Origin of the sequence: Vibrio profundum (assembly GCF_050337555.1) — a bacterium.
Lineage (GTDB): Bacteria > Pseudomonadota > Gammaproteobacteria > Enterobacterales > Vibrionaceae > Vibrio > Vibrio profundum.
On sequence record NZ_JAKJTA010000034.1, the window covers coordinates 1 to 17,305 of the forward strand.

Here is a 17,305-nt window from a genome sequence, read left to right on the forward strand (position 1 = left end):
TTTGGGATGATGTTTGGGATGATGGGCACCCAAGAAACGAAGCAGTTAAAGCGTTAAAAAATGACACGTTAACCCAATGGAAAATCGACTCTGGTTACCATGACCGCTCCCTGTCTGAGACGGCCATGTCTCGATACAAAGGACTCACTAGCGGTCAATTGAGCTTAAGGCATTACAACGCTCAAGTCGGTGAGGCACTCGCTAATGTCAAAGCCATGAACAAAGTCATAGGACTAGGTATGCCTGTTAGACACTAACGGAAGCTAAGCGTAGGTAAGATCTGTCTTCAACCTGATTTGTTCAACAACGCCGGTCAAGGGTAAAAGACATTCGTTCGTTAGCTATACTGAAGCTAAGTATTCCCCATTTTTGGGTCACAAACGATGAAAGACTTAATTCACGGATATTTCACTCTAGAATATAATGGGGATGTTCTAATTGCACACAATCACGGGGCATGGAACGAATATACATCGCAGGAAATGTATCGCCAATTGGAAGTCTTTATCAGGAATAACCCAAGAAAACATTGGTCTTATCTGGCTGATAATCGTTATTGGGATATGGCAACCCCTGAGGGGTGGGAGGCTCTGAATCCTGTCTACTCTTTGCTAGTCGATGAAGGGATGTTAGCGTTAGGGATGGTGTGTAACACGACTCTTTTTAAATATATGGTAGATAACATGCAGGCTAACAAAGATAACCCCTTGCCCTACGGATTGTTCTTTTCTAAGGATTATGACGAGATATTAAAATGGTGTTCTGAGCAAGTTAAAATTCATAAGCTAAAACAAAGCAGTTGATGCCCCATTCCTATTTGACTTGGGCATGATATGAGAAGGAGTAAAGCCATATTTGGCCAATCTGAGATAATCCGAAGTTCGTCCCCAAGGTCGATTACAGGCCAAATGACTCCTCGGAGAATACGGCCTTGAGTTCGTTAACTATACTGAAGTTAGAATCTTGATACCTGTTGGCGAGAAATAATGACACCACGTAATATCCATGGTGAGTGGAGCATGAGTTTTGAAAATCGATTTTTACATGTGGAAAGCTTTGGAGCAACCAATAGAGAATTGGGTATTGCTCAGATGAACGAATTGCAAAAACACTTAGAATCGTCTTCTGAGAAATATTCAACTCCTTGGGTGATTCTGAATGATTACCGCCGTTGGCAGTTAGCTTCTCAAGATGCATGGGAAACCTACAATTCCATTGTCACATGGATGTCAGAACACAATTGTGTGTTTCTCGCTTTTGTTATAACAAATCAAATGCAAAACTTTGCTCTTGAAAAAGGTTTGCATACCGATGAGATCTTGCAGTTTTTTTTTGATTACAATAAAGCTTACCAAACTTGTCTCGATAAACTTTCTGAAGCTCAATGGCAACAGCAGCCATAGTTTCGCCCAAATTAATCTAGCCCAACTTTTGTGTAGTCACAAATTATTAAGCCTTCCCAAATTTAACTAACCCGAAAGCAGTTCATTTCTACGTACGTTAGCTATACTGATGGAAGATTGTTTCTTCTTAGTTTATAAGGGATAACACAGCGAAATACGAGGTGCGGCGATGAAGAACGAACCTTCTGGTGCTTTTGAATTTGATACATCCCTTACAAGTGATAGGATCTTAATCCACAGACTCTATGGTCAATGGAACATTCAAATGTCTCATAAGGCTATCGATCTATTTTTGCACATAGCCAAAGAGAACTTTCCCAATCATAAATGGGGCGGAGTTAGCGACTTAAGGAACTGGGGATTATGCTCGCCCGATGTGGTTGAACATTTCAATAACAGCATACCTGATTTCATGGATTCGCGATGCCGGTGGCATGCTATCATTACAAATAACAGCATCAAAAAAATGGTTGCTAAACAGCATATTGAAGCAAGTGGGAACAAGTTGACTATGCAATATTTCAATGATGACGCAGGCGCGATCCATTGGCTAAAAACCAAGTTAAATGAAGATAAATCCATATGAGAAATTGAACCCAATTTCGTTACTCAACTAGGTTCACTAGATGACTCTTCACTAGGATCATCGTCTTCAAACCTACAACTTCGCTTAGTAAGAAAGTTTTGCCTCTTTTCTGTTTGGCTTTGCAGTTTGATAGTAAAGCTCTGAGCCAAATTGACCTAACTAAAAGTAATCTGTATCTTGGCCAAAGTTCCCTTGTAAACTCCATCAAAGCGATTCATAGCCACGTTAGCAATACCCATAATTAATTAGCTTGCTTAACTAACAACTAAACTAGAGAGCCGGTTATTCCTTTGCATTTTGCAACTACCAATTGCAATTTGGAGTTTTTTACGTTGCGACCACGTTATTCAAGTCAATAACAAATTGATTGTTCAGATAATTATTATTGGCATGAAATCTGATAGTTGAGTTCTGACCTTATTGCATAGGAAGCAGCCATGGTAACTAATACAATAGTTAATTTGTTGAAGGAAAGACGTATTGCCACTGGTTTCACTCAACAACAGGTCGCGGACAAAATTGGTATTCGGTTGACTCTTTTTCAAGATATTGAGCAGGGAGAGAGAGCAATGACCTTGACCGAATATTATAAGACCCTGAGAGTGTTACAGCTATCAGAATCTACTATCATAGGCTATCTCTTTGCTTCATTTTACTTACCCTAATTATGCGGGCGTTTCTTAGTCCAGCCCTCTGCAGTACAATGTTGCTGGCTGATGTCACCAATCTGGCTAGAGCAGGCCAATACAAGAGAAGCTATAGACAGAAAATATGAATATCAATTGAATTGAATCGATGACACCATAATCAGAAATAAAAAGAGTACCGCATATAACAATTCTCTGAGAAGCATATAACACCTCTATTCTACATCATTGATGGGGACTACCACCCAGGTAAGCTCTTCCCACTCATTATCGGCTCGTTTAACGATAACTTTTGGATAGTATTTAGATAATCGGCTAACTGATTGAGCGAACGTCGAAAGCATTCCAGAAGATATCCTGTCACCTCTAACTTACTGGGTGCATAACTTTAAGTTTGAGTTCAACTCTTCGAGAAATCCTGTATTCCTAGATAGGTAATCGTTTGAGTAGTAGATCCCCCATGATTTGTCGCTTTCAACAATAATATCAAAAAGGTGCATTTTATTGTGTGTAGTTAGGTATTCGTTAAACAGTACGCTGCTGCCAAAAATAGCGTCGACTCTCTTTAACTCAGCTAACGTTACCATACTATTTAGGTTGTCTAGCTTATGTACAACTAAGTTATAGCCATTGTTCTTTGCCCATACACTCGCGTTTGCCCCGAAGATACCTGTAACCTGAGCATTATGTTTAAAATCAAGAGAGTCAGGTAAGAGGTTTGAGCCCTTTAATACATACCAATTCCAACTTTGCTTGACGAATGGAATCGACAAGGTGGCATATTCATCCCGAGTATTACTCTGGGACGCGGCGAAAAAAGCGCTGGCTTTCCCCTGCTTAACTTTGGTTTGAGCTCTCAACCAAGGTAGGAACTTAACAATATACCGCACATCCATTTTGTCTAAAGCGCACGTAAGGGTTTTGGCAGCAGATCCTGAAATGTCACCTTGGTCCGTTTGATAGTGAAAGGGCTTCCTTTCATCCGCTGTGATAATCTGCTGTTCGTAAGCAAACAAACAGGAACAAAAAAAACAACTTGAAGCAATGATTAGAGGATGATGCGGTTTCATAGCTGAATATCTATAGAGTCCTGACTGAACTTAACTTCTAAATTATAGCATTCATGGCGTGAGGGACATGTATCAGAGCGGGTGCATTATGGCGCGAACTTTCGTGGACCATAGGCTGCTTCTTTCCCCATAGCTGTCCAGCTCAGTAAAGTGTTAGTAAGGAGTCAAGCGATGTTTGGCCAACTAGAAATGGCCCTAAGCATCTGCCAAATTCACTGTGCCACTTCACTGATAGTCAACCGCTCTATTCTATACTAGAGAAAGTCACATTTATGGCTTGGTAAAATAGGAGCGTCAGTGCGATGGTAGGACGAACTGTTCATGGTGAATGGGATATGAAATTTGAGGGCAGAATATTACGATCTAAGCTCTCAGGTTCTACTAATAAAGAAGCTGTTCAGGTCTGGTTTGATGAAATGTATCAACTGTTATACTCATCACCGGATAAAGATCTGGTTCCATGGTGCGCATTAATGGATGCTAGAGACTGGGGAATGGCTCCTTTAGATGCCTGGGAAGCTAACAACCAATTAATAAACTGGATGTCTCAACATAATTGTGTGCTATTTTCAGCAGTATTCTCAAAAAAGATTCAACTTTTTTCTGCTGAAAATGGTTTTGATACACAAGGAATCGTCGAGTTTTTTTTCGATTATGGCAAAGCTTACCAAGCCTGCCTCTACAAACTCGCTAAGACCCAAAACTCGCGTAAAACGTAGTTGCCCCGAACTAGTGCAATAACAAGATAGGGAGAAGCTACGATTCGTTTAAATAGCCAGAAGTAATCCGAAAGATCGGCCATTGTGACTATGTCACACACTCGCCACGTTAGGAGCCCCATCCAATATTTATTGGCTTCTTTTTAAGGATTCTCTTACCCACGCCAATGCTGTATTTTCCTCGATAAAGTATTGGGTAATAACGGACTCTTTCATCGCATGACTGTATTGCCCAACCACCATACTCTGCAACTGGTTGTTGGGAATAACCGCATGACGCACTAGGTTGCTAGCAGAGAAGAGGGTGCAAGAGCCATTGAAGTAGTTCATAACCTCTGGTGTACACAGTCCCCATTTTCTATAATCGACAATACTAGCCCATCGCTCACCTGAAAACCGATCCTCGACTATTTTTAAGCTTTCATCTACGAATTCTTTTGCGGTTTCCATGTTCCAGTTCTCAACAAGCCTGAAAACTAAAATATTTTCATCGACATAATCGTATTCTACTAGAAAGCTTCCGTGAGAATTTTTGTTCATACATCTGCACCTAATAATGCAAGGATAGTTACCCGATTATGTTTTATTGTAGGCTAGATACTGAACAGAGCATCCAACCCAAAACAAATTATTGTTTTCGCCTTACCATTATATTTGGACCATTCAGTGTCACTAGGCGATAGTGTCTCATAGTTCCACTAAGGTTAGTTCTGTTTGCATGAATTATCATAAGCACATTGATCGTGTAGTAGAGTGAACTTTTGGACACTGAGTTAAGTGGATTAGAGTGTTGTTAGTCGAATTAAGCCACTCTAACGATCATTCAATAAAAAGTGACTGCATTATTCTTCCCAGTATACTTAAACACTATCTCTTCAATCCCCCCATTTCTATGAAGTAGGCTCACCGAATCTGACAGTTTATTTACCATGTTTTTCATGTTGCTTTTATTAGACATAAACAGCCAAATCTGCTTAGAGCTTATGACATATGGTGTCCCTAAATCATCCCAATCGTAACCATAATTATTAAGCTCATGTCCGAGCGGTAAAGTCGGCCCTATGATCGCATCCACTCGTCCTTTTAGAAAAAGGCCGACACTCTGACGATAGTTATTCACTTCGACTTTGTTAATATTTTTATCTAGTTCAAATTTGGTAGAATAAATAACACCGCGAATAATGGCTACTTTCTTTCCATGAAGATCTTCGAAAGACCGTATATTTAGACTTGGTTTTCCAACCAAAACATTTTTATCGGTAAATATTGGCGCAACTTTTATGACCTTTCCTTCAAGGTTGGGGTTAGACACCAATAAAGTAATATCGGCTTCACCACTTTCAAGGTCTTTCACCACCCTAGCATAAGGTTTTAATACATTGAGATAGGGTACCTTTGCGGTTTCTGCTATCTTGTTCGCAACGTCATAAAACATGCCTGCAGGCCTACCGTTCTTCCCTACAAAGCCACCAGGAACTATATCAACGGTGGTAATTTTTAGTGGCTGTGCAGTTAAAGAAAATGACACCATACTAAGAATTAGAGTTGTGGCTACTTGCCAGAGCCCTATACGGAGTAGCCCGCTTAGCGGATTTACTGGTTCATTTGAGAGTATCTTCATGTCACAGCTCAACATTGTCCCTATTAGAGATAAGCATAGCGTACTCATATAGTTGAACATTATAGATCGCAAAGAAAACATTGCAGTGTAAATAACGACATTGAAGTTTGTACATTCACAATAAAGTCTGTTCACTTTTTTGGCTTAAAAGGCATGATTTCTAGACATTAGCTATCTCATCTTTTCCGCTAAACTGTTTAGTTCCACAAGGCTGCGGGGAGAGACTAAGCCAAGTTTGGCTAATTTGAAGTAACCTGAAATCTTGCCCAAATCCAACATACCACTACGACCTATATCCATGCTTAGCTAGCAACAACTGAGATAGTTTAGGGGTGATGAGTTTGTCGCTATGAATCGTTGTTACGGAGCGGAAATTTGTGAATGTTCGTTTTTATCAGGGCTTATAGTGATGGTGGGGAAAACTACTTCTTCCGTTACCTTTGAAAATCGGCAAGTTTGTTTAGGCAGGCTTGATAGGCTTCATCGTAGTCATAAAAGTAATGTAAAACACTCTTAGTATCGAAATCTTGTTGGTCAATAGCAAACTCTTGTAATTTGTATGAGAATACCGCTGCTTCGAATACAAGGTTGTGGCTCGTCATCCATGTCATTATCTTGTTATTAGTATCTGCTATATCTTCAGGCCCCAACAGCCACTCAGTGCAGTCAAACAGAAGAACCCAAGGTGACCTATCACTTTCCGGTGACGATAGCAGATTACTTTTCATATCTTTGAACCAAGCGAGGCTCGCTTCACGATTTGATTGCCCTACTAACTTCGTTGTCATCAGCCTACCTTCAAAGGTGAAAGCCCACTCACCGTGAATGTTTCTCTGGATCATTGCCTATACCTATGTAAAGAGCTACAACTCAGTATAGTAGATGCACTAGATGTAAAGTGCTTTTAGTTATGTGATGGTGGTTGTTAAGTGGGTACTAAGAGCCTGTTACGTATACTACTTAGAGATTGAAATTGCCCCGAAATTATCTAGGATTGAGTAACTACTAACTCTCGTTTCAGCTGACTTACAGTACCTAAACTTATCCGAACTTAATCGCTTTATCTGAGGTGGCCAGATTCGTTACAACGATTTGCTCAACACAGTAGTGATAACAACCAAATCTCAAATCATTTAGGGAAGCAATAAATATCTCGAGCAAGTCCGTCAGGGAATTCCATTCGTCGATTTTTTCGCCCACCTAATTTCTCAGTGAGAGCTCGAGCCGCAGTGTTGTCATCTTTCATGTAAGTTTCTACATGATCCCATTTAAAGCTAGTGTGTGCATGTTCTATGGCTGCCTGAGAGGCCTCCGACGCAATGCCTTGCCCCCTATATTCGGGAAGGACCCACCACGTCAGTTCTGTTGGCCACCCAAGCCCCTGCCAAAATCCACAAGTACCAACTAAATGATGATTTGAGCGTAATTGAATCACCCAAATACCAAAACCTTGAAGATGCCATGAACCAAGGTCGGTTTGAAGCCTTGACCAAGCTTGGCTTTTGTTGAGAGGCCCTCCGTACGTTTTTGACGCTTCTTCATCTGTATAGAATTGTTCATACATATCAAAGCAATCAGCATTGGGTGGGAGTAGTGTGAGATTAGTGGTTTGGATCTTAGGTATCATTTAGTGTCCTTTTTGAAGAAATCCCAATTTATGAAGTAACTGTTAAGCGGGCCCAATCGATTGGGCACATCTTGATTTACGCCGAGTTTCTCCTGAGTAAGCTAATTAACAACATTTTGTGTTAAATTAATACCTTATGTATTCTTTGATGTGGGGTAAATATGGAAATATTTGAAGCAGATAAATCTCGAGTAGGTGAGGTCGACAAGTTTTATAGAGAGCAGGGGTACCATGGGAGTTGGTCTGACGACGAGAGAGCTTTTGTCTGTACTGACGATGGGGTTGTTGTGGGTTCTGTAAAAATTGAATTCAATCAGGCTGTAGGGGTTCTTAGAGGAATGTATATCGATAAAAATTATCAAAACCAAGGTATAGGTACTCGTTTAGCGGAGTTTATTGAACCTGTACTAAACGATATAACGGTGTTTTGCGTTCCTCTGATAGAGGCTGCTAATTTTTATAAGAGAATTGGTTTTGTTGAAACTTCAGAAATTATTTGCCCGACATTTCTGGTTGAACGATGTAAGAAATATAGAGCTGATGAATATGAAATCACAATTATGAGCCGAGCGCCGACGCTAAATGGACAACGCCTCATTTCCACTAGTGAATTTAACTAGGCCCAACCCCTAAACGGGATTTTCCATATCCAAAGCTATTTAGGTCGTATCGTTGTAAAAGCGTGTTCGGTCAGACTTGGTATGGGGGTACATTTTATGCGTCATAATCTACTATTGGAAAACTCATATGGTTACTGGGCTTAGTCACATCACCATTGCTGTCAGCGACTTAGAACGTTCTTTACATTTTTACATTGACGTTATCGGACTAAAAGGTCATGTAAAGTGGCAGAGTGGCGCATACCTCAGTGCTGGTAACTTATGGTATTGCCTTTCGTGTGGCACTCCTACGAAAAGGGATGACTACACACATATCGCTTTCAACGTATCCGAGCTTGAATTTGATGAAGCTGTTTTGCGCATAAGGTCGTTGGGTATCGAAGAATGGAAAATAAACAAAAGTGAGGGAAAATCTCTCTATATTTTGGACCCAGATGATCACAAGCTCGAACTTCACGTTGGGGATCTAGTTAGTCGATTATCGAGCTTAGAGATGAATCCATATCAGGATCTAGTTTGGCTATAAGTCGCGATGTGTTTTCGGACATACCTATAGTAAAACTGTGCGGAGAGTGCCCCAAACCTACTCACACGTATCATCTGTTAAAGAAAGAGTGGTAAGGCTTTTCCCCTCATAAAAATAATCTATTTTATGCCAGACCGCCGAAACTTTTAGGTCACATATCTGGCTATGTATGCAAATGAGTCCAATTGGTTTGATACATCAAAATAGAGATGAATAATTTTGGTTAATGTGTTGATTTAAAAGGTAATGTATTATGATAATTAATCATCTATGGATTCTGTAAACTTTTAGACGCTGGGAGGAAGAATGAAATTAAAACCGCTAAAGGAAAATCAGCTTCATCATTTGCTCAATGAGACCGAGTTCAATTCAGAAGTAACGTTTTGTGCCGGCTCTATACCACCAAAGCACGTTTTACAACGCTCACATGACCATGTTGAAAGCTCTAAGGCTGAGATTTGGTCATTGCCCTACATGATGCTATTGAATGAAAACGTAGTAGGCTTTTGTGGTTTCAAAGATGAGCCAAGAAATCATGCAGTAGAAATTGGATATAATGTATCACCTGAGCAACAAGGAAAAGGATTTGCGAAAGTAGCTGTCCATCAACTTTGCAAAATAGCCTTTGACTCTGGTTCGGTACAACAAGTAGTTGCTTTGGTTTCACCGACTAATCTTGCGTCACTGAATGTTGTGAAAGCCAATAGCTTTATCTGCGAAGGGGTAGTGGAGGGTGATGACAATGAAGATCTGCAAATGTGGATACTAAATTTAGTATCCTGTACCTAGTAGGGGAAGCCAACGGGAGACGTTTGAAGATGTGAAGTATTTTTAAGCGTTGTAAATATAATAGGCTAACGTGATTTGGGATACCGATATTTACGTACTTTTTGCCCCAATCTTATCTGAAGTATCAATCCAACGACAAAGAACTCTACCAAGTTTAGCCAAATTGAAGCAATCCGAAACATTGGTCAGGGTTACCGATCGCACAACAGCTTAAGGCTATGACATGCTTCCTATACTCAACTATCATTGGTTCTGACTATACTAATAGTGAAAAAAGGAGGCTGTGAAACTTATAACTACCCTCAGCCATAGAACGAACTCGACAAGGGTACAGTAATGTCTTATCAGAAAAACCCGCACGGTGAATATAAGGTTAAAGTAAAGGGGCGTTTATTAATTGCCAAAACAATAGGTGCATGGAATGTCCAAACCGTGGAAGAGTTTTGCGATGCTCTTATAGTGGAATCAAACCAGTTTCATGGAGAGTGTTGGGGACTCGTCGTAGATATGAGAGAGTGGGAGTTAGGTGTGCCTGAAGTTTTTGATAAAGCTGATAAAACCCTCCCAGTCCTGCACGATCACAACCTATTTTGTCAGGCATTGTTATTTAACTCATCGGTACAAAAAGGTTTAATGTCTAACCATCGTTCTCGCTCCCAGGGTGATAACGACAGATTTAATTTTTTCACTGATCTCTCATCAGCAATAGATTGGTGTAATGCACATCTAGACGCGCTCGCAGAAGATCAAAGCCGAGGAAATAACTAACTTTTGCCCCGAAACTGTTTAGCTCAACAAGGTGAAGTAGAGGGGCTGAACGAACTTTACCAGACAAAAACTAATCCGATACTAGGCAGATGCAAAGACATCTAAAAAAAGGTTCTAGGACGTAAAAATATCCACTTGTTCTTTTAGCCATGTAATAAAAAGATTAACTTTATGGCGCTTAAGGTGTTTCTCCGGTAGGCATAAAAAGTAAGAGCATTCAGGTTTCAATGCTTGTTCACCAATACGCACAAGAGTTCCGTTGTTAACATATCGATGAGCCAGGCTGTGTTTAACCAGTGCTATCCCTTGCATCGCCAAAGCACTTTCTAAAACGTATTGAGAACCATCTGGAGATCCGTCAAACATAAGTGATGGCACCATGGCCTCTCTTCCAATCTGCTTTAGCCAACAGCTCCAACTCACATCGGTGTTCGCATCTTCAATTAACTGCCACTTATGTAAGTCATTCAAATGATAAACGTCATACTGTTGTTGATAGTGGGGGTTACAGACTGGATATACGCTATCTGTCATTAGCCACTCACTGTGCATTCCTGGGTATTGCCCAAGTCCGAATCTCACGCATAGATCGATACCTGTATCATTAGGCAATGTGAGACGATTTGTAGGTTCAATTAATATACTTATCTCTGGAAATAGGTCTCTAAACCCTTGTAGCCTGGGAATGAGCCAAGAATGAGCAAATGAACTTTGAGCTGATATCTTTAGCTTGTAGGGCTCTTGGTCATCGTTCAGTGCATCAACTCCAGCTTGCAAGTGACTAAACCCTTGTTTCACTTCTTTGAATAGCTCCTCTCCCAAAGTGGTCATTTGTATCGAACGATGACCTCTAGTGAATAGGTCAGTATCAAGGGTTTCTTCGAGCTTTCGTATTTGCTGACTTACGGCTGCAGGAGAGACAAATAACTCTTTAGCCGCTGACTTAAAGCTGCCTAAAGAAGCCGCTTTATAAAAGTACAGTAGCCCTTGCAGAGGTAGGTTCTTTTTCTTCAATTAAGTATACCTTAACTGTGTCTAAGAAATGATTGTTTGTCAGGCTAGCATCAATTGATAAATATAGGAAGCCAACACTTGCTTAAGGACTAGTAGTGGAAACGCATATTAAGTGTAGAGAATACGAAAATAGATAGATACGAATTGTTAGAGGTGACTATATGCATTTAATTAAATCAGGGGATATCAGATTGAACGATAAATTTAGCAACTTATATTGGGTGCTTAACGAGCTAAAGCAAAGTATTGGAGTATGGTATGTGTAGTCAAAACAAACGGTGGGTCTTAGTTCTTTCCTGTGCATTAGTACTAATGACGCAAATGGCAACCACTGTATATTTACCTGCTTTAACACAAATTGTTGATGAATTAAATATCAGCAGTCGCTATGCAGAGCTCTCTATTTCGCTCTTTGTCATCGGCGCAGCTTTGCCTGTCATTTATTGGGGGTACGTCGCGGAAAAATATGGTAGGAAACGTGCTCTATATGCCGCCCTGGTGCTGTTCAACATATCTTGTGTTGCTCTTTACTTTTCACACTCACTTCAGGTTTTGCTTGTCGGCAGAATGGTACAAGGCATCGGAGCAGGAGGTGCCGCGATTATCGCAAGGATAATTGTTCGGGATTATTGGATTAGTGAAGCACTTGCTGAAAAGCTTTCGTTACTCTCAATGGCATTCATAGTCGGCCTTAGTATAGGACAATTTATCGGCTCATTGCTCACCGAATATAGTGATTGGCGAATCGGTTTCTTGTTGCTGTCATTCATTGCAGTGCTGTCTTTGTATTGTGTGAGTAGATTGCAGCTTAAGGGGCCAGATCAAAGTAGTCTAGAAATGCCGAAGCCGAGCCAGCATTATATGTCGTTAATCAAAGACAAAAGATTCATCGTTCCGTGTATTCAAGGTGGACTTGGCTTTGCCACAATAGTCATAATGCAAGAAGTCAGTCCATTTGTCTTTTCTGATGACTTAGGACTAAGTGGTCAAATGTTTGGGTTCTTTGGCTTAGTTATAGGCTTTACATATTTCTTAGGGTCTTTGTACGTAAAACGGGTTGTCAGGCGATTGGGTAGTCAAAGGCTATTGGATAGAGGTGCATGTGTTCTTGTAGCGGGGACTCTGTTAATGCTAGCGATATGGCTATTGAAGGGAGCTATTCCACATGAACTATTAACTTTTGGGTATATTAGTTTATATCTAGTAATTATCTTTGGTCAGGCTCTGATTTTCCCCAACAGTATGTCACTAGCTGCTCGCGGTACTAGCCAAAGTGGAGCATACAGTATTGCCCTGTGTGGTTTCTTACAACAATTAATAGCTGGTTTAGCTGCTACTTTTACAACGGGAAACACTCAAAACCATAGTTGGATAGACTGTATTGCTATCATGGGAGTTATTATTGTCAGCTTACGAGTTACCAAGATGGGGACTGAAACAGTTGCGTGTAACTAGACAAACTATGACAGGAGAAAGAGAGCTCAAACGACTGTGATATTGAAAGGGGTTAACGCCCCTATCATTGTAAGTATATAGAAGTAGAACTTTTGCCCCTAAATGAGCCAGCGTTATAGGCTGGCTTTGCTGCGTGAGAACTAATGTACCCTCATAAAAGTAATAGGTGAGTATTGTCTATTAAAGACTGAGCAGTCCAAGTCACTTAGTGCCGTGTCCTAAAATTAGGGGCCACTTCTTAACGTTGGTTGATGTTTCGTTGCGTACCTTAGCATCAATAAAACCCTACCCCGTCTCTTGAGAAAAAACTAACGTGCATTCTGCGACGTCGCCGTGCTCTGTAAAACGCGAATTTCGTGTTCGGTGATGGTACGTACGAGGTTACGGACTAAAAGTTTCATAAATGTCCATTGGTGTAATAATTGCGAGTTGATTGTCGGATTTTCAACGTACTACTGGAGGTGTTGACATTCTCCCCCTCCAGCCACTAGTCTGTCAGTGAGCCTCTAGGGGCGAAAGATGAAAGTGTTTTTCCCCTAATTAGTTATTTTTATGTTGCATTGTCTGTTGTCACATTCATCAGGTGGTATTACAGGGTCCTAATACGAATTTTTTATGAAAGAGATCAATAATGAGTAGTTTAACCAAATCCCAATTATCGGCAATTGATTGCTTTAGACAACATGCTATTGAACGAAAAGATAACGCAATATCTACCATTAGCCATATTTTGAAGATGTCTAATATTTCGGATGAAGTATATAAGAACGCTATTCGGAATTTAGTAGGACATGCTCAAGTTGCGCTTCACTTTCATCCGGACAGGTTGGATTCCAATATGTACTCCGTGGCAAATTCTCTTTTAAGTTCAGGCTTGTATAAGAGCCAATTTGAAACGGCTATATCGAATGGAAGTGTGTCAGCTCATTCTGGGGGGGATAGAGATTTATGGGAGAAAGAGTTGTACAAAGGGGCTTACCATTCAGGCGAGTTTGATGGAAAGGAGAGAGCAAAATACGGTGCATTAGACTTATTTAAACACCCCGATGGTCCGGCCCCAAGGTTTGGCTCTTGCTACTTTGTACTAAAGCCTGAAATATCAAGACGGTGTACGTATACCTATTTAGATTCCCATAATATCCCTGAAGAAAGAGGTACAATAGATGAGTTCGACGACATTATATCTGCCCTGTTTATAGAAATATTTACACGTAACTTCGCGTTAGGTGAAAACGACATTAACATAACTAAGTTTGTTGATTTTCTATCTACAAAATTGACTGAGCCTCGAAACGATTTTTCTCGCGAACATATTAAATCAAACCTGAACCATTATATTGAAGTTCAAGTCCATGGAGACGTAGATTTAGCAATAGATGTGGATTACTTGGTTGCAGACCCATCTTTTAAGAACACTGACATTGGAGATAACTTTGAGGAAATGTCTAGAAAATACAACTTCACGGTGTATTGGCATCGTGGTTTTAAGTTGCATATTGATAGCGTCCCCCTAGACTTTCGAGGACCTAGCATGCCCTTATTGGCTAAGAGAGTCATTTCTTCAGGAGAATATCTTACGACGAATATGATAGGTGACTCTGCACAATCCTTGAAAACGAATCCAGAGCTATGGTCTGATTACGGCAGTATCGCGGAGGTTACTCAGGAGCTAAAACTACTCTGGCACGTCTTAGTTACATTTGGCACGCCTTCAGAGTAGGTGGCTAACGACGTGGGCGTAATTTCAATTCATTAGAACCACTATAATTTAAAATTACGCCTGTTTCAGTTGCAAACCCAGTTCACTATTCGTATTTACTGCGTGGCTAATCTATGCCCCATAACTGTTTACCTTAGAATCGCATTCTCAAGAAGTTGGACCAATTTTGGCTAACTTGAAGTTATCCGAAGCGGGGCTATTTTTTGTAAGAAGCCATGCACATTGTGTGGTTTAAATCCGTTTAAGGTCGGAAATTCCTAGGGATTCCACAGTGCTTACTATACTTAGGTACTTCCCATAGAATGGAGAGAGTAAATGGCTAAAAGAAATATTCATGGTGAGTGGACAATACGCTTGGATGATCGGTTTTTATATTCCGACGTAGTTGGCTCTACAAATACTGAAGCTAGCTTAGCTTATCTCGAAGAGCTAAAACAAACCATACTCACTTCCCCAGGTGGCGTTAAAAGCCCTTGGGTTATTTTGCATGATGGTCGCCGATGGGAGATGTCTTCGGCTGATGCGAAAGTAGGAAACGATGCTATTACCGATTGGTGTAAGGAACATCAGTGCATGTTGTTTGCGATTGTTTTAGAGAATAGCATGCAACGCTTTGCGTCAGAAATAGTGTTCAAAGAGCAAAGTATCTTAAAGTTTTATTTCGACTATGATGAAGCCTACCAAGCTTGTTTAGATGCACTCGCAGAGGCTAAAAATCGCTAATTGTTGCCCAACTCCTGCTTGGCTTTGCGATGGGACAAGAAAAAGCAAAGCCTGATTTGACCAACTTTAAATAATCCGATCATTGCTCAAAAGAGAGTCAATGCTGGAAGTTAATGCCTCTATACTGAAAGTGGGCAATTTCCACGTTTTGGTGGCAAGCAATGACTAAACGCAGTCGTAATATTCATGGTGATTGGAGCATGAACTTTGAAGACCAGATTTTAAAGTCGACCCTGATAGGGGCCTTTAATCAAGAAGCAAACCTATCATGGTTCAACGAAGTTAAGCAAAGAGTGGGTCGTGACTCCAATTAGTTGAGCCACTAGTAATACTCTCGCTCGATGAAAGTACCAATCACCTTGTCGTGCATGGTTTCTGACTTAGAGAAGCCAATCGTTTTTCTCACTAACCTCTTTAGTCGAGTGCGTAAAGTAAGATTGGTCCGCTCGATTCTCTGTGTGTAGCGTTTGCCCACAATGTGTTTTTCGCGTGGTAAGTTTGCCGAGTAAACACTGAAGTCATCCGTACAGAAGAAATTGACGGTAAAGGGAGCGAGCAAGCTCTGGAGGTGCTTGAATGCTTGGCTGCTCCGCTTTCCGAATGCATGGGCGACAATGCGTTTGAATCTTGGTTCCCATGCGTACCACAACCAGCGTTGATTCTTTTTATTTCCAACAGACGACCATTGCTCGTCGACTTCGCAAATCAGTTCAATATTCGCGGCATCAAACGGGATCTTGGTCACTTACCTTGGTTGGATTTTTTTAGAGTGCGCAAACCAGTGTTGTAACCGTCCTTCAGAACTCATCCTGTGTCTCGTAGTCCCGCGCTATTCATTGCCATGTCGACTATCTTTTCCTTTACTCCGGGTTTACAGGCTTCATAAGCGTAATCGAGAAGGAAGCTTCGTTTACGTTCCAAGCAACGGTATCGCTAGATACCTCTCGGGTTCCGCCCATGCTTCATGACAGGGTCAATCTGAGAACAAGAACGACATTTCACTTCAACAGTAGCCATAATTCAATCCATGTAAAAGAGAAACATTGCACACTAAATCAAATATTTGGCGTCATGATTGAAATTCGTGGGGATCCCTCAGATATTATACACTAACTCAACTAGTTGGCGTCGTGACCCGTAGTTCGATGGCTATACTAAATCATACGTTAGCTATACTGAAGTTATGGACTTTCTATAATTTGGTGGCAAGCGGTGAAACATCGGAATATTCATGGTGATTGGGAAATGTTTTTTTCAGATCGAATGCTTCAATCTGAACTAATCGGATCTTTTAATAAAGAAGGAGGACAAGCTTGGTTTAAGGAAATGAAAGAACGTGTTCTCACTTCACCTGATAGAGACGAAAGACCTTGGGCTACATTAATTAACGCTCGCAACTGGGATATGGCCTCATCAGATTCTTGGGATACTAATAATGAATTAGCTAATTGGATGCCCGAGCATAACTGCGTATTATTTGCCGTTGTTTTATCTAAAAAGATACAGGAATTCGCTGTTGAAAAAGGAATGGAAAATCAAAAAATAATGAAATTATTTTTTGATTACGACGAAGCCCATCAAGCCTGCTTAGATGCACTATTCGAAGCGCAAAACCAACCAAACAAGTGACTTTCTATGCAGAATAGTTAACCTGAGTTCGGTTTCAGCTATCGCCATCAGTCCAGTTTTTTCTGTACTTGAGGTGTTCAGCGATGGCTTTTCTGGCTTTAGACGGCGTTGTTGCCCAAATCGATTGAACCTTTTTCCATCCTTACGATCTGATCTTTTGAGAATGATTGTTGGGATACAAAAATGGGTAAGTCGAAAGCTAAAATCACGAACTGGAGAGCATACAACCAAGCACTCTGTCAGCGTGGCGGGGTTACTTTTTGGATTGACGATTCAGCGGTGAAAGCCTGGAAATGTATGACCCATCACGGCAAGAGAGGTCGAGGGTTTCAATACACCGACACGGCGATTGAAACCGCCCTAATGATAAAAGGTATCTTCTCTCTCC

The 17,305-nt window shown here is 40.8% G+C and carries 21 protein-coding genes and 3 pseudogenes; 16 read left to right on the top strand and 8 right to left on the bottom strand.

The window, feature by feature from the left end; all coding sequences use genetic code 11:
- The 5 genes and pseudogenes from L4C34_RS20050 to L4C34_RS20070 all read left to right on the top strand — a co-directional run.
- Positions 1 to 257: pseudogene (locus tag L4C34_RS20050) on the top strand (hypothetical protein); the annotation flags it as partial.
- 126 nt (positions 258 to 383) lie between these two features.
- A complete protein-coding gene (locus L4C34_RS20055) occupies positions 384 to 803 on the top strand; it encodes a hypothetical protein (RefSeq protein ID WP_428791076.1) in 420 nt (139 codons plus the stop codon).
- Between the two features lie 183 nt (positions 804 to 986).
- Complete coding sequence (locus tag L4C34_RS20060) at positions 987 to 1,403, top strand: hypothetical protein (protein ID WP_428791077.1); 417 nt, start codon at positions 987 to 989, stop codon at positions 1,401 to 1,403.
- A gap of 169 nt (positions 1,404 to 1,572) precedes the next feature.
- The gene (locus L4C34_RS20065) at positions 1,573 to 1,989 is read left to right on the top strand and encodes a hypothetical protein (protein WP_428791078.1); all 417 of its coding nucleotides are present in this window, start codon (positions 1,573 to 1,575) and stop codon (positions 1,987 to 1,989) included.
- 437 nt (positions 1,990 to 2,426) lie between these two features.
- Positions 2,427 to 2,654, top strand: a complete 228-nt coding sequence (locus L4C34_RS20070; RefSeq protein ID WP_428791079.1) for a helix-turn-helix domain-containing protein — start codon at positions 2,427 to 2,429, stop codon at positions 2,652 to 2,654.
- Between the two features lie 353 nt (positions 2,655 to 3,007).
- On the opposite strand, the gene L4C34_RS20075 is transcribed toward L4C34_RS20070, so the two are convergent.
- Positions 3,008 to 3,706 (bottom strand): substrate-binding periplasmic protein, encoded by a 699-nt coding sequence (locus L4C34_RS20075; RefSeq protein WP_428791080.1) that lies wholly within the window; start codon positions 3,704 to 3,706, stop codon positions 3,008 to 3,010.
- Positions 3,707 to 4,008: 302 nt separating this feature from the next.
- Here L4C34_RS20075 and L4C34_RS20080 point away from each other — a divergent pair, with 302 nt between their 5' ends.
- The gene (locus L4C34_RS20080) at positions 4,009 to 4,425 is read left to right on the top strand and encodes a hypothetical protein (RefSeq protein WP_428791081.1); all 417 of its coding nucleotides are present in this window, start codon (positions 4,009 to 4,011) and stop codon (positions 4,423 to 4,425) included.
- A 129-nt stretch (positions 4,426 to 4,554) separates the two neighbouring features.
- On the opposite strand, the gene L4C34_RS20085 is transcribed toward L4C34_RS20080, so the two are convergent.
- The 4 genes from L4C34_RS20085 to L4C34_RS20100 all read right to left on the bottom strand — a co-directional run bounded on the left by L4C34_RS20085 (position 4,555) and on the right by L4C34_RS20100 (position 7,673).
- Complete coding sequence (locus L4C34_RS20085) at positions 4,555 to 4,965, bottom strand: DUF7793 family protein (RefSeq protein WP_428791082.1); 411 nt, start codon at positions 4,963 to 4,965, stop codon at positions 4,555 to 4,557.
- Between the two features lie 283 nt (positions 4,966 to 5,248).
- Positions 5,249 to 6,046 carry a substrate-binding periplasmic protein gene (locus L4C34_RS20090; RefSeq protein WP_428791083.1) on the bottom strand — a complete coding sequence of 266 codons (798 nt, stop codon included), beginning with the start codon at positions 6,044 to 6,046 and terminating at the stop codon, positions 5,249 to 5,251.
- 434 nt (positions 6,047 to 6,480) lie between these two features.
- Positions 6,481 to 6,888 carry a hypothetical protein gene (locus L4C34_RS20095; RefSeq protein ID WP_428791084.1) on the bottom strand — a complete coding sequence of 136 codons (408 nt, stop codon included), beginning with the start codon at positions 6,886 to 6,888 and terminating at the stop codon, positions 6,481 to 6,483.
- A gap of 287 nt (positions 6,889 to 7,175) precedes the next feature.
- Positions 7,176 to 7,673 (bottom strand): GNAT family N-acetyltransferase, encoded by a 498-nt coding sequence (locus L4C34_RS20100; RefSeq protein WP_428791085.1) that lies wholly within the window; start codon positions 7,671 to 7,673, stop codon positions 7,176 to 7,178.
- 161 nt (positions 7,674 to 7,834) lie between these two features.
- On the opposite strand from L4C34_RS20100, the gene L4C34_RS20105 reads away from it, so the two are divergent.
- The 4 genes from L4C34_RS20105 to L4C34_RS20120 all read left to right on the top strand — a co-directional run bounded on the left by L4C34_RS20105 (position 7,835) and on the right by L4C34_RS20120 (position 10,376).
- The gene (locus L4C34_RS20105; protein WP_428791086.1) at positions 7,835 to 8,293 is read left to right on the top strand and encodes a GNAT family N-acetyltransferase; all 459 of its coding nucleotides are present in this window, start codon (positions 7,835 to 7,837) and stop codon (positions 8,291 to 8,293) included.
- Between the two features lie 127 nt (positions 8,294 to 8,420).
- Positions 8,421 to 8,819 carry a fosfomycin resistance glutathione transferase gene (gene fos, locus L4C34_RS20110; protein WP_428791087.1) on the top strand — a complete coding sequence of 133 codons (399 nt, stop codon included), beginning with the start codon at positions 8,421 to 8,423 and terminating at the stop codon, positions 8,817 to 8,819.
- A 306-nt stretch (positions 8,820 to 9,125) separates the two neighbouring features.
- Complete coding sequence (locus tag L4C34_RS20115) at positions 9,126 to 9,608, top strand: GNAT family N-acetyltransferase (RefSeq protein ID WP_428791088.1); 483 nt, start codon at positions 9,126 to 9,128, stop codon at positions 9,606 to 9,608.
- A 336-nt stretch (positions 9,609 to 9,944) separates the two neighbouring features.
- Positions 9,945 to 10,376, top strand: a complete 432-nt coding sequence (locus L4C34_RS20120) for a hypothetical protein (RefSeq protein ID WP_428791089.1) — start codon at positions 9,945 to 9,947, stop codon at positions 10,374 to 10,376.
- A 114-nt stretch (positions 10,377 to 10,490) separates the two neighbouring features.
- Here the strand turns inward: L4C34_RS20120 and L4C34_RS20125 are convergent, their stop codons facing one another.
- A complete protein-coding gene (locus L4C34_RS20125; RefSeq protein WP_428791090.1) occupies positions 10,491 to 11,390 on the bottom strand; it encodes a LysR substrate-binding domain-containing protein in 900 nt (299 codons plus the stop codon).
- 258 nt (positions 11,391 to 11,648) lie between these two features.
- Here L4C34_RS20125 and L4C34_RS20130 point away from each other — a divergent pair, with 258 nt between their 5' ends.
- Positions 11,649 to 12,845 (top strand): MFS transporter, encoded by a 1,197-nt coding sequence (locus L4C34_RS20130; RefSeq protein WP_428791091.1) that lies wholly within the window; start codon positions 11,649 to 11,651, stop codon positions 12,843 to 12,845.
- Between the two features lie 288 nt (positions 12,846 to 13,133).
- On the opposite strand, the pseudogene L4C34_RS20135 reads toward L4C34_RS20130, so the two are convergent.
- Positions 13,134 to 13,246, bottom strand: a pseudogene (locus L4C34_RS20135) (RNA-binding protein); the annotation flags it as partial.
- 230 nt (positions 13,247 to 13,476) lie between these two features.
- Here L4C34_RS20135 and L4C34_RS20140 point away from each other — a divergent pair.
- The 3 genes from L4C34_RS20140 to L4C34_RS20150 all read left to right on the top strand — a co-directional run bounded on the left by L4C34_RS20140 (position 13,477) and on the right by L4C34_RS20150 (position 15,602).
- Positions 13,477 to 14,565, top strand: coding sequence for a DUF3626 domain-containing protein (locus tag L4C34_RS20140; protein WP_428791092.1), 1,089 nt, complete (start codon positions 13,477 to 13,479; stop codon positions 14,563 to 14,565).
- 315 nt (positions 14,566 to 14,880) lie between these two features.
- Positions 14,881 to 15,288, top strand: coding sequence for a hypothetical protein (locus L4C34_RS20145; RefSeq protein ID WP_428791093.1), 408 nt, complete (start codon positions 14,881 to 14,883; stop codon positions 15,286 to 15,288).
- A gap of 161 nt (positions 15,289 to 15,449) precedes the next feature.
- On the top strand, positions 15,450 to 15,602 hold the full coding sequence (locus L4C34_RS20150) for a hypothetical protein (RefSeq protein ID WP_428791094.1): 153 nt from the start codon (positions 15,450 to 15,452) through the stop codon (positions 15,600 to 15,602).
- Positions 15,603 to 15,610: 8 nt separating this feature from the next.
- On the opposite strand, the pseudogene L4C34_RS20155 reads toward L4C34_RS20150, so the two are convergent.
- Positions 15,611 to 16,305, bottom strand: a pseudogene (locus L4C34_RS20155) (IS1 family transposase).
- A gap of 195 nt (positions 16,306 to 16,500) precedes the next feature.
- Here L4C34_RS20155 and L4C34_RS20160 point away from each other — a divergent pair.
- On the top strand, positions 16,501 to 16,917 hold the full coding sequence (locus L4C34_RS20160) for a hypothetical protein (RefSeq protein ID WP_428791095.1): 417 nt from the start codon (positions 16,501 to 16,503) through the stop codon (positions 16,915 to 16,917).
- Between the two features lie 183 nt (positions 16,918 to 17,100).
- On the top strand, positions 17,101 to 17,305 hold a 205-nt coding region (locus L4C34_RS20165), incomplete at its 3' end, for a transposase (RefSeq protein ID WP_428791096.1).

Excerpts from the sequence above, each read along its gene's own strand:
- L4C34_RS20145 (WP_428791093.1), top strand. The coding sequence starts at position 14,881 with ATGGCTAAAAGAAATATTCATGGTGAGTGGACAATACGCTTGGATGAT.
- L4C34_RS20065 (WP_428791078.1), top strand. The coding sequence starts at position 1,573 with ATGAAGAACGAACCTTCTGGTGCTTTTGAATTTGATACATCCCTTACA.
- L4C34_RS20085 (WP_428791082.1), bottom strand. The coding sequence starts at position 4,965 with ATGAACAAAAATTCTCACGGAAGCTTTCTAGTAGAATACGATTATGTC.
- L4C34_RS20080 (WP_428791081.1), top strand. The coding sequence starts at position 4,009 with ATGGTAGGACGAACTGTTCATGGTGAATGGGATATGAAATTTGAGGGC.
- L4C34_RS20105 (WP_428791086.1), top strand. The coding sequence starts at position 7,835 with ATGGAAATATTTGAAGCAGATAAATCTCGAGTAGGTGAGGTCGACAAG.
- L4C34_RS20075 (WP_428791080.1), bottom strand. The coding sequence starts at position 3,706 with ATGAAACCGCATCATCCTCTAATCATTGCTTCAAGTTGTTTTTTTTGT.
- L4C34_RS20120 (WP_428791089.1), top strand. The coding sequence starts at position 9,945 with ATGTCTTATCAGAAAAACCCGCACGGTGAATATAAGGTTAAAGTAAAG.
- L4C34_RS20100 (WP_428791085.1), bottom strand. The coding sequence starts at position 7,673 with ATGATACCTAAGATCCAAACCACTAATCTCACACTACTCCCACCCAAT.
- L4C34_RS20115 (WP_428791088.1), top strand. The coding sequence starts at position 9,126 with ATGAAATTAAAACCGCTAAAGGAAAATCAGCTTCATCATTTGCTCAAT.
- L4C34_RS20090 (WP_428791083.1), bottom strand. The coding sequence starts at position 6,046 with ATGAAGATACTCTCAAATGAACCAGTAAATCCGCTAAGCGGGCTACTC.
- L4C34_RS20055 (WP_428791076.1), top strand. The coding sequence starts at position 384 with ATGAAAGACTTAATTCACGGATATTTCACTCTAGAATATAATGGGGAT.
- L4C34_RS20070 (WP_428791079.1), top strand. The coding sequence starts at position 2,427 with ATGGTAACTAATACAATAGTTAATTTGTTGAAGGAAAGACGTATTGCC.
- fos (WP_428791087.1), top strand. The coding sequence starts at position 8,421 with ATGGTTACTGGGCTTAGTCACATCACCATTGCTGTCAGCGACTTAGAA.
- L4C34_RS20130 (WP_428791091.1), top strand. The coding sequence starts at position 11,649 with ATGTGTAGTCAAAACAAACGGTGGGTCTTAGTTCTTTCCTGTGCATTA.
- L4C34_RS20140 (WP_428791092.1), top strand. The coding sequence starts at position 13,477 with ATGAGTAGTTTAACCAAATCCCAATTATCGGCAATTGATTGCTTTAGA.
- L4C34_RS20060 (WP_428791077.1), top strand. The coding sequence starts at position 987 with ATGACACCACGTAATATCCATGGTGAGTGGAGCATGAGTTTTGAAAAT.
- L4C34_RS20095 (WP_428791084.1), bottom strand. The coding sequence starts at position 6,888 with ATGATCCAGAGAAACATTCACGGTGAGTGGGCTTTCACCTTTGAAGGT.
- L4C34_RS20150 (WP_428791094.1), top strand. The coding sequence starts at position 15,450 with ATGACTAAACGCAGTCGTAATATTCATGGTGATTGGAGCATGAACTTT.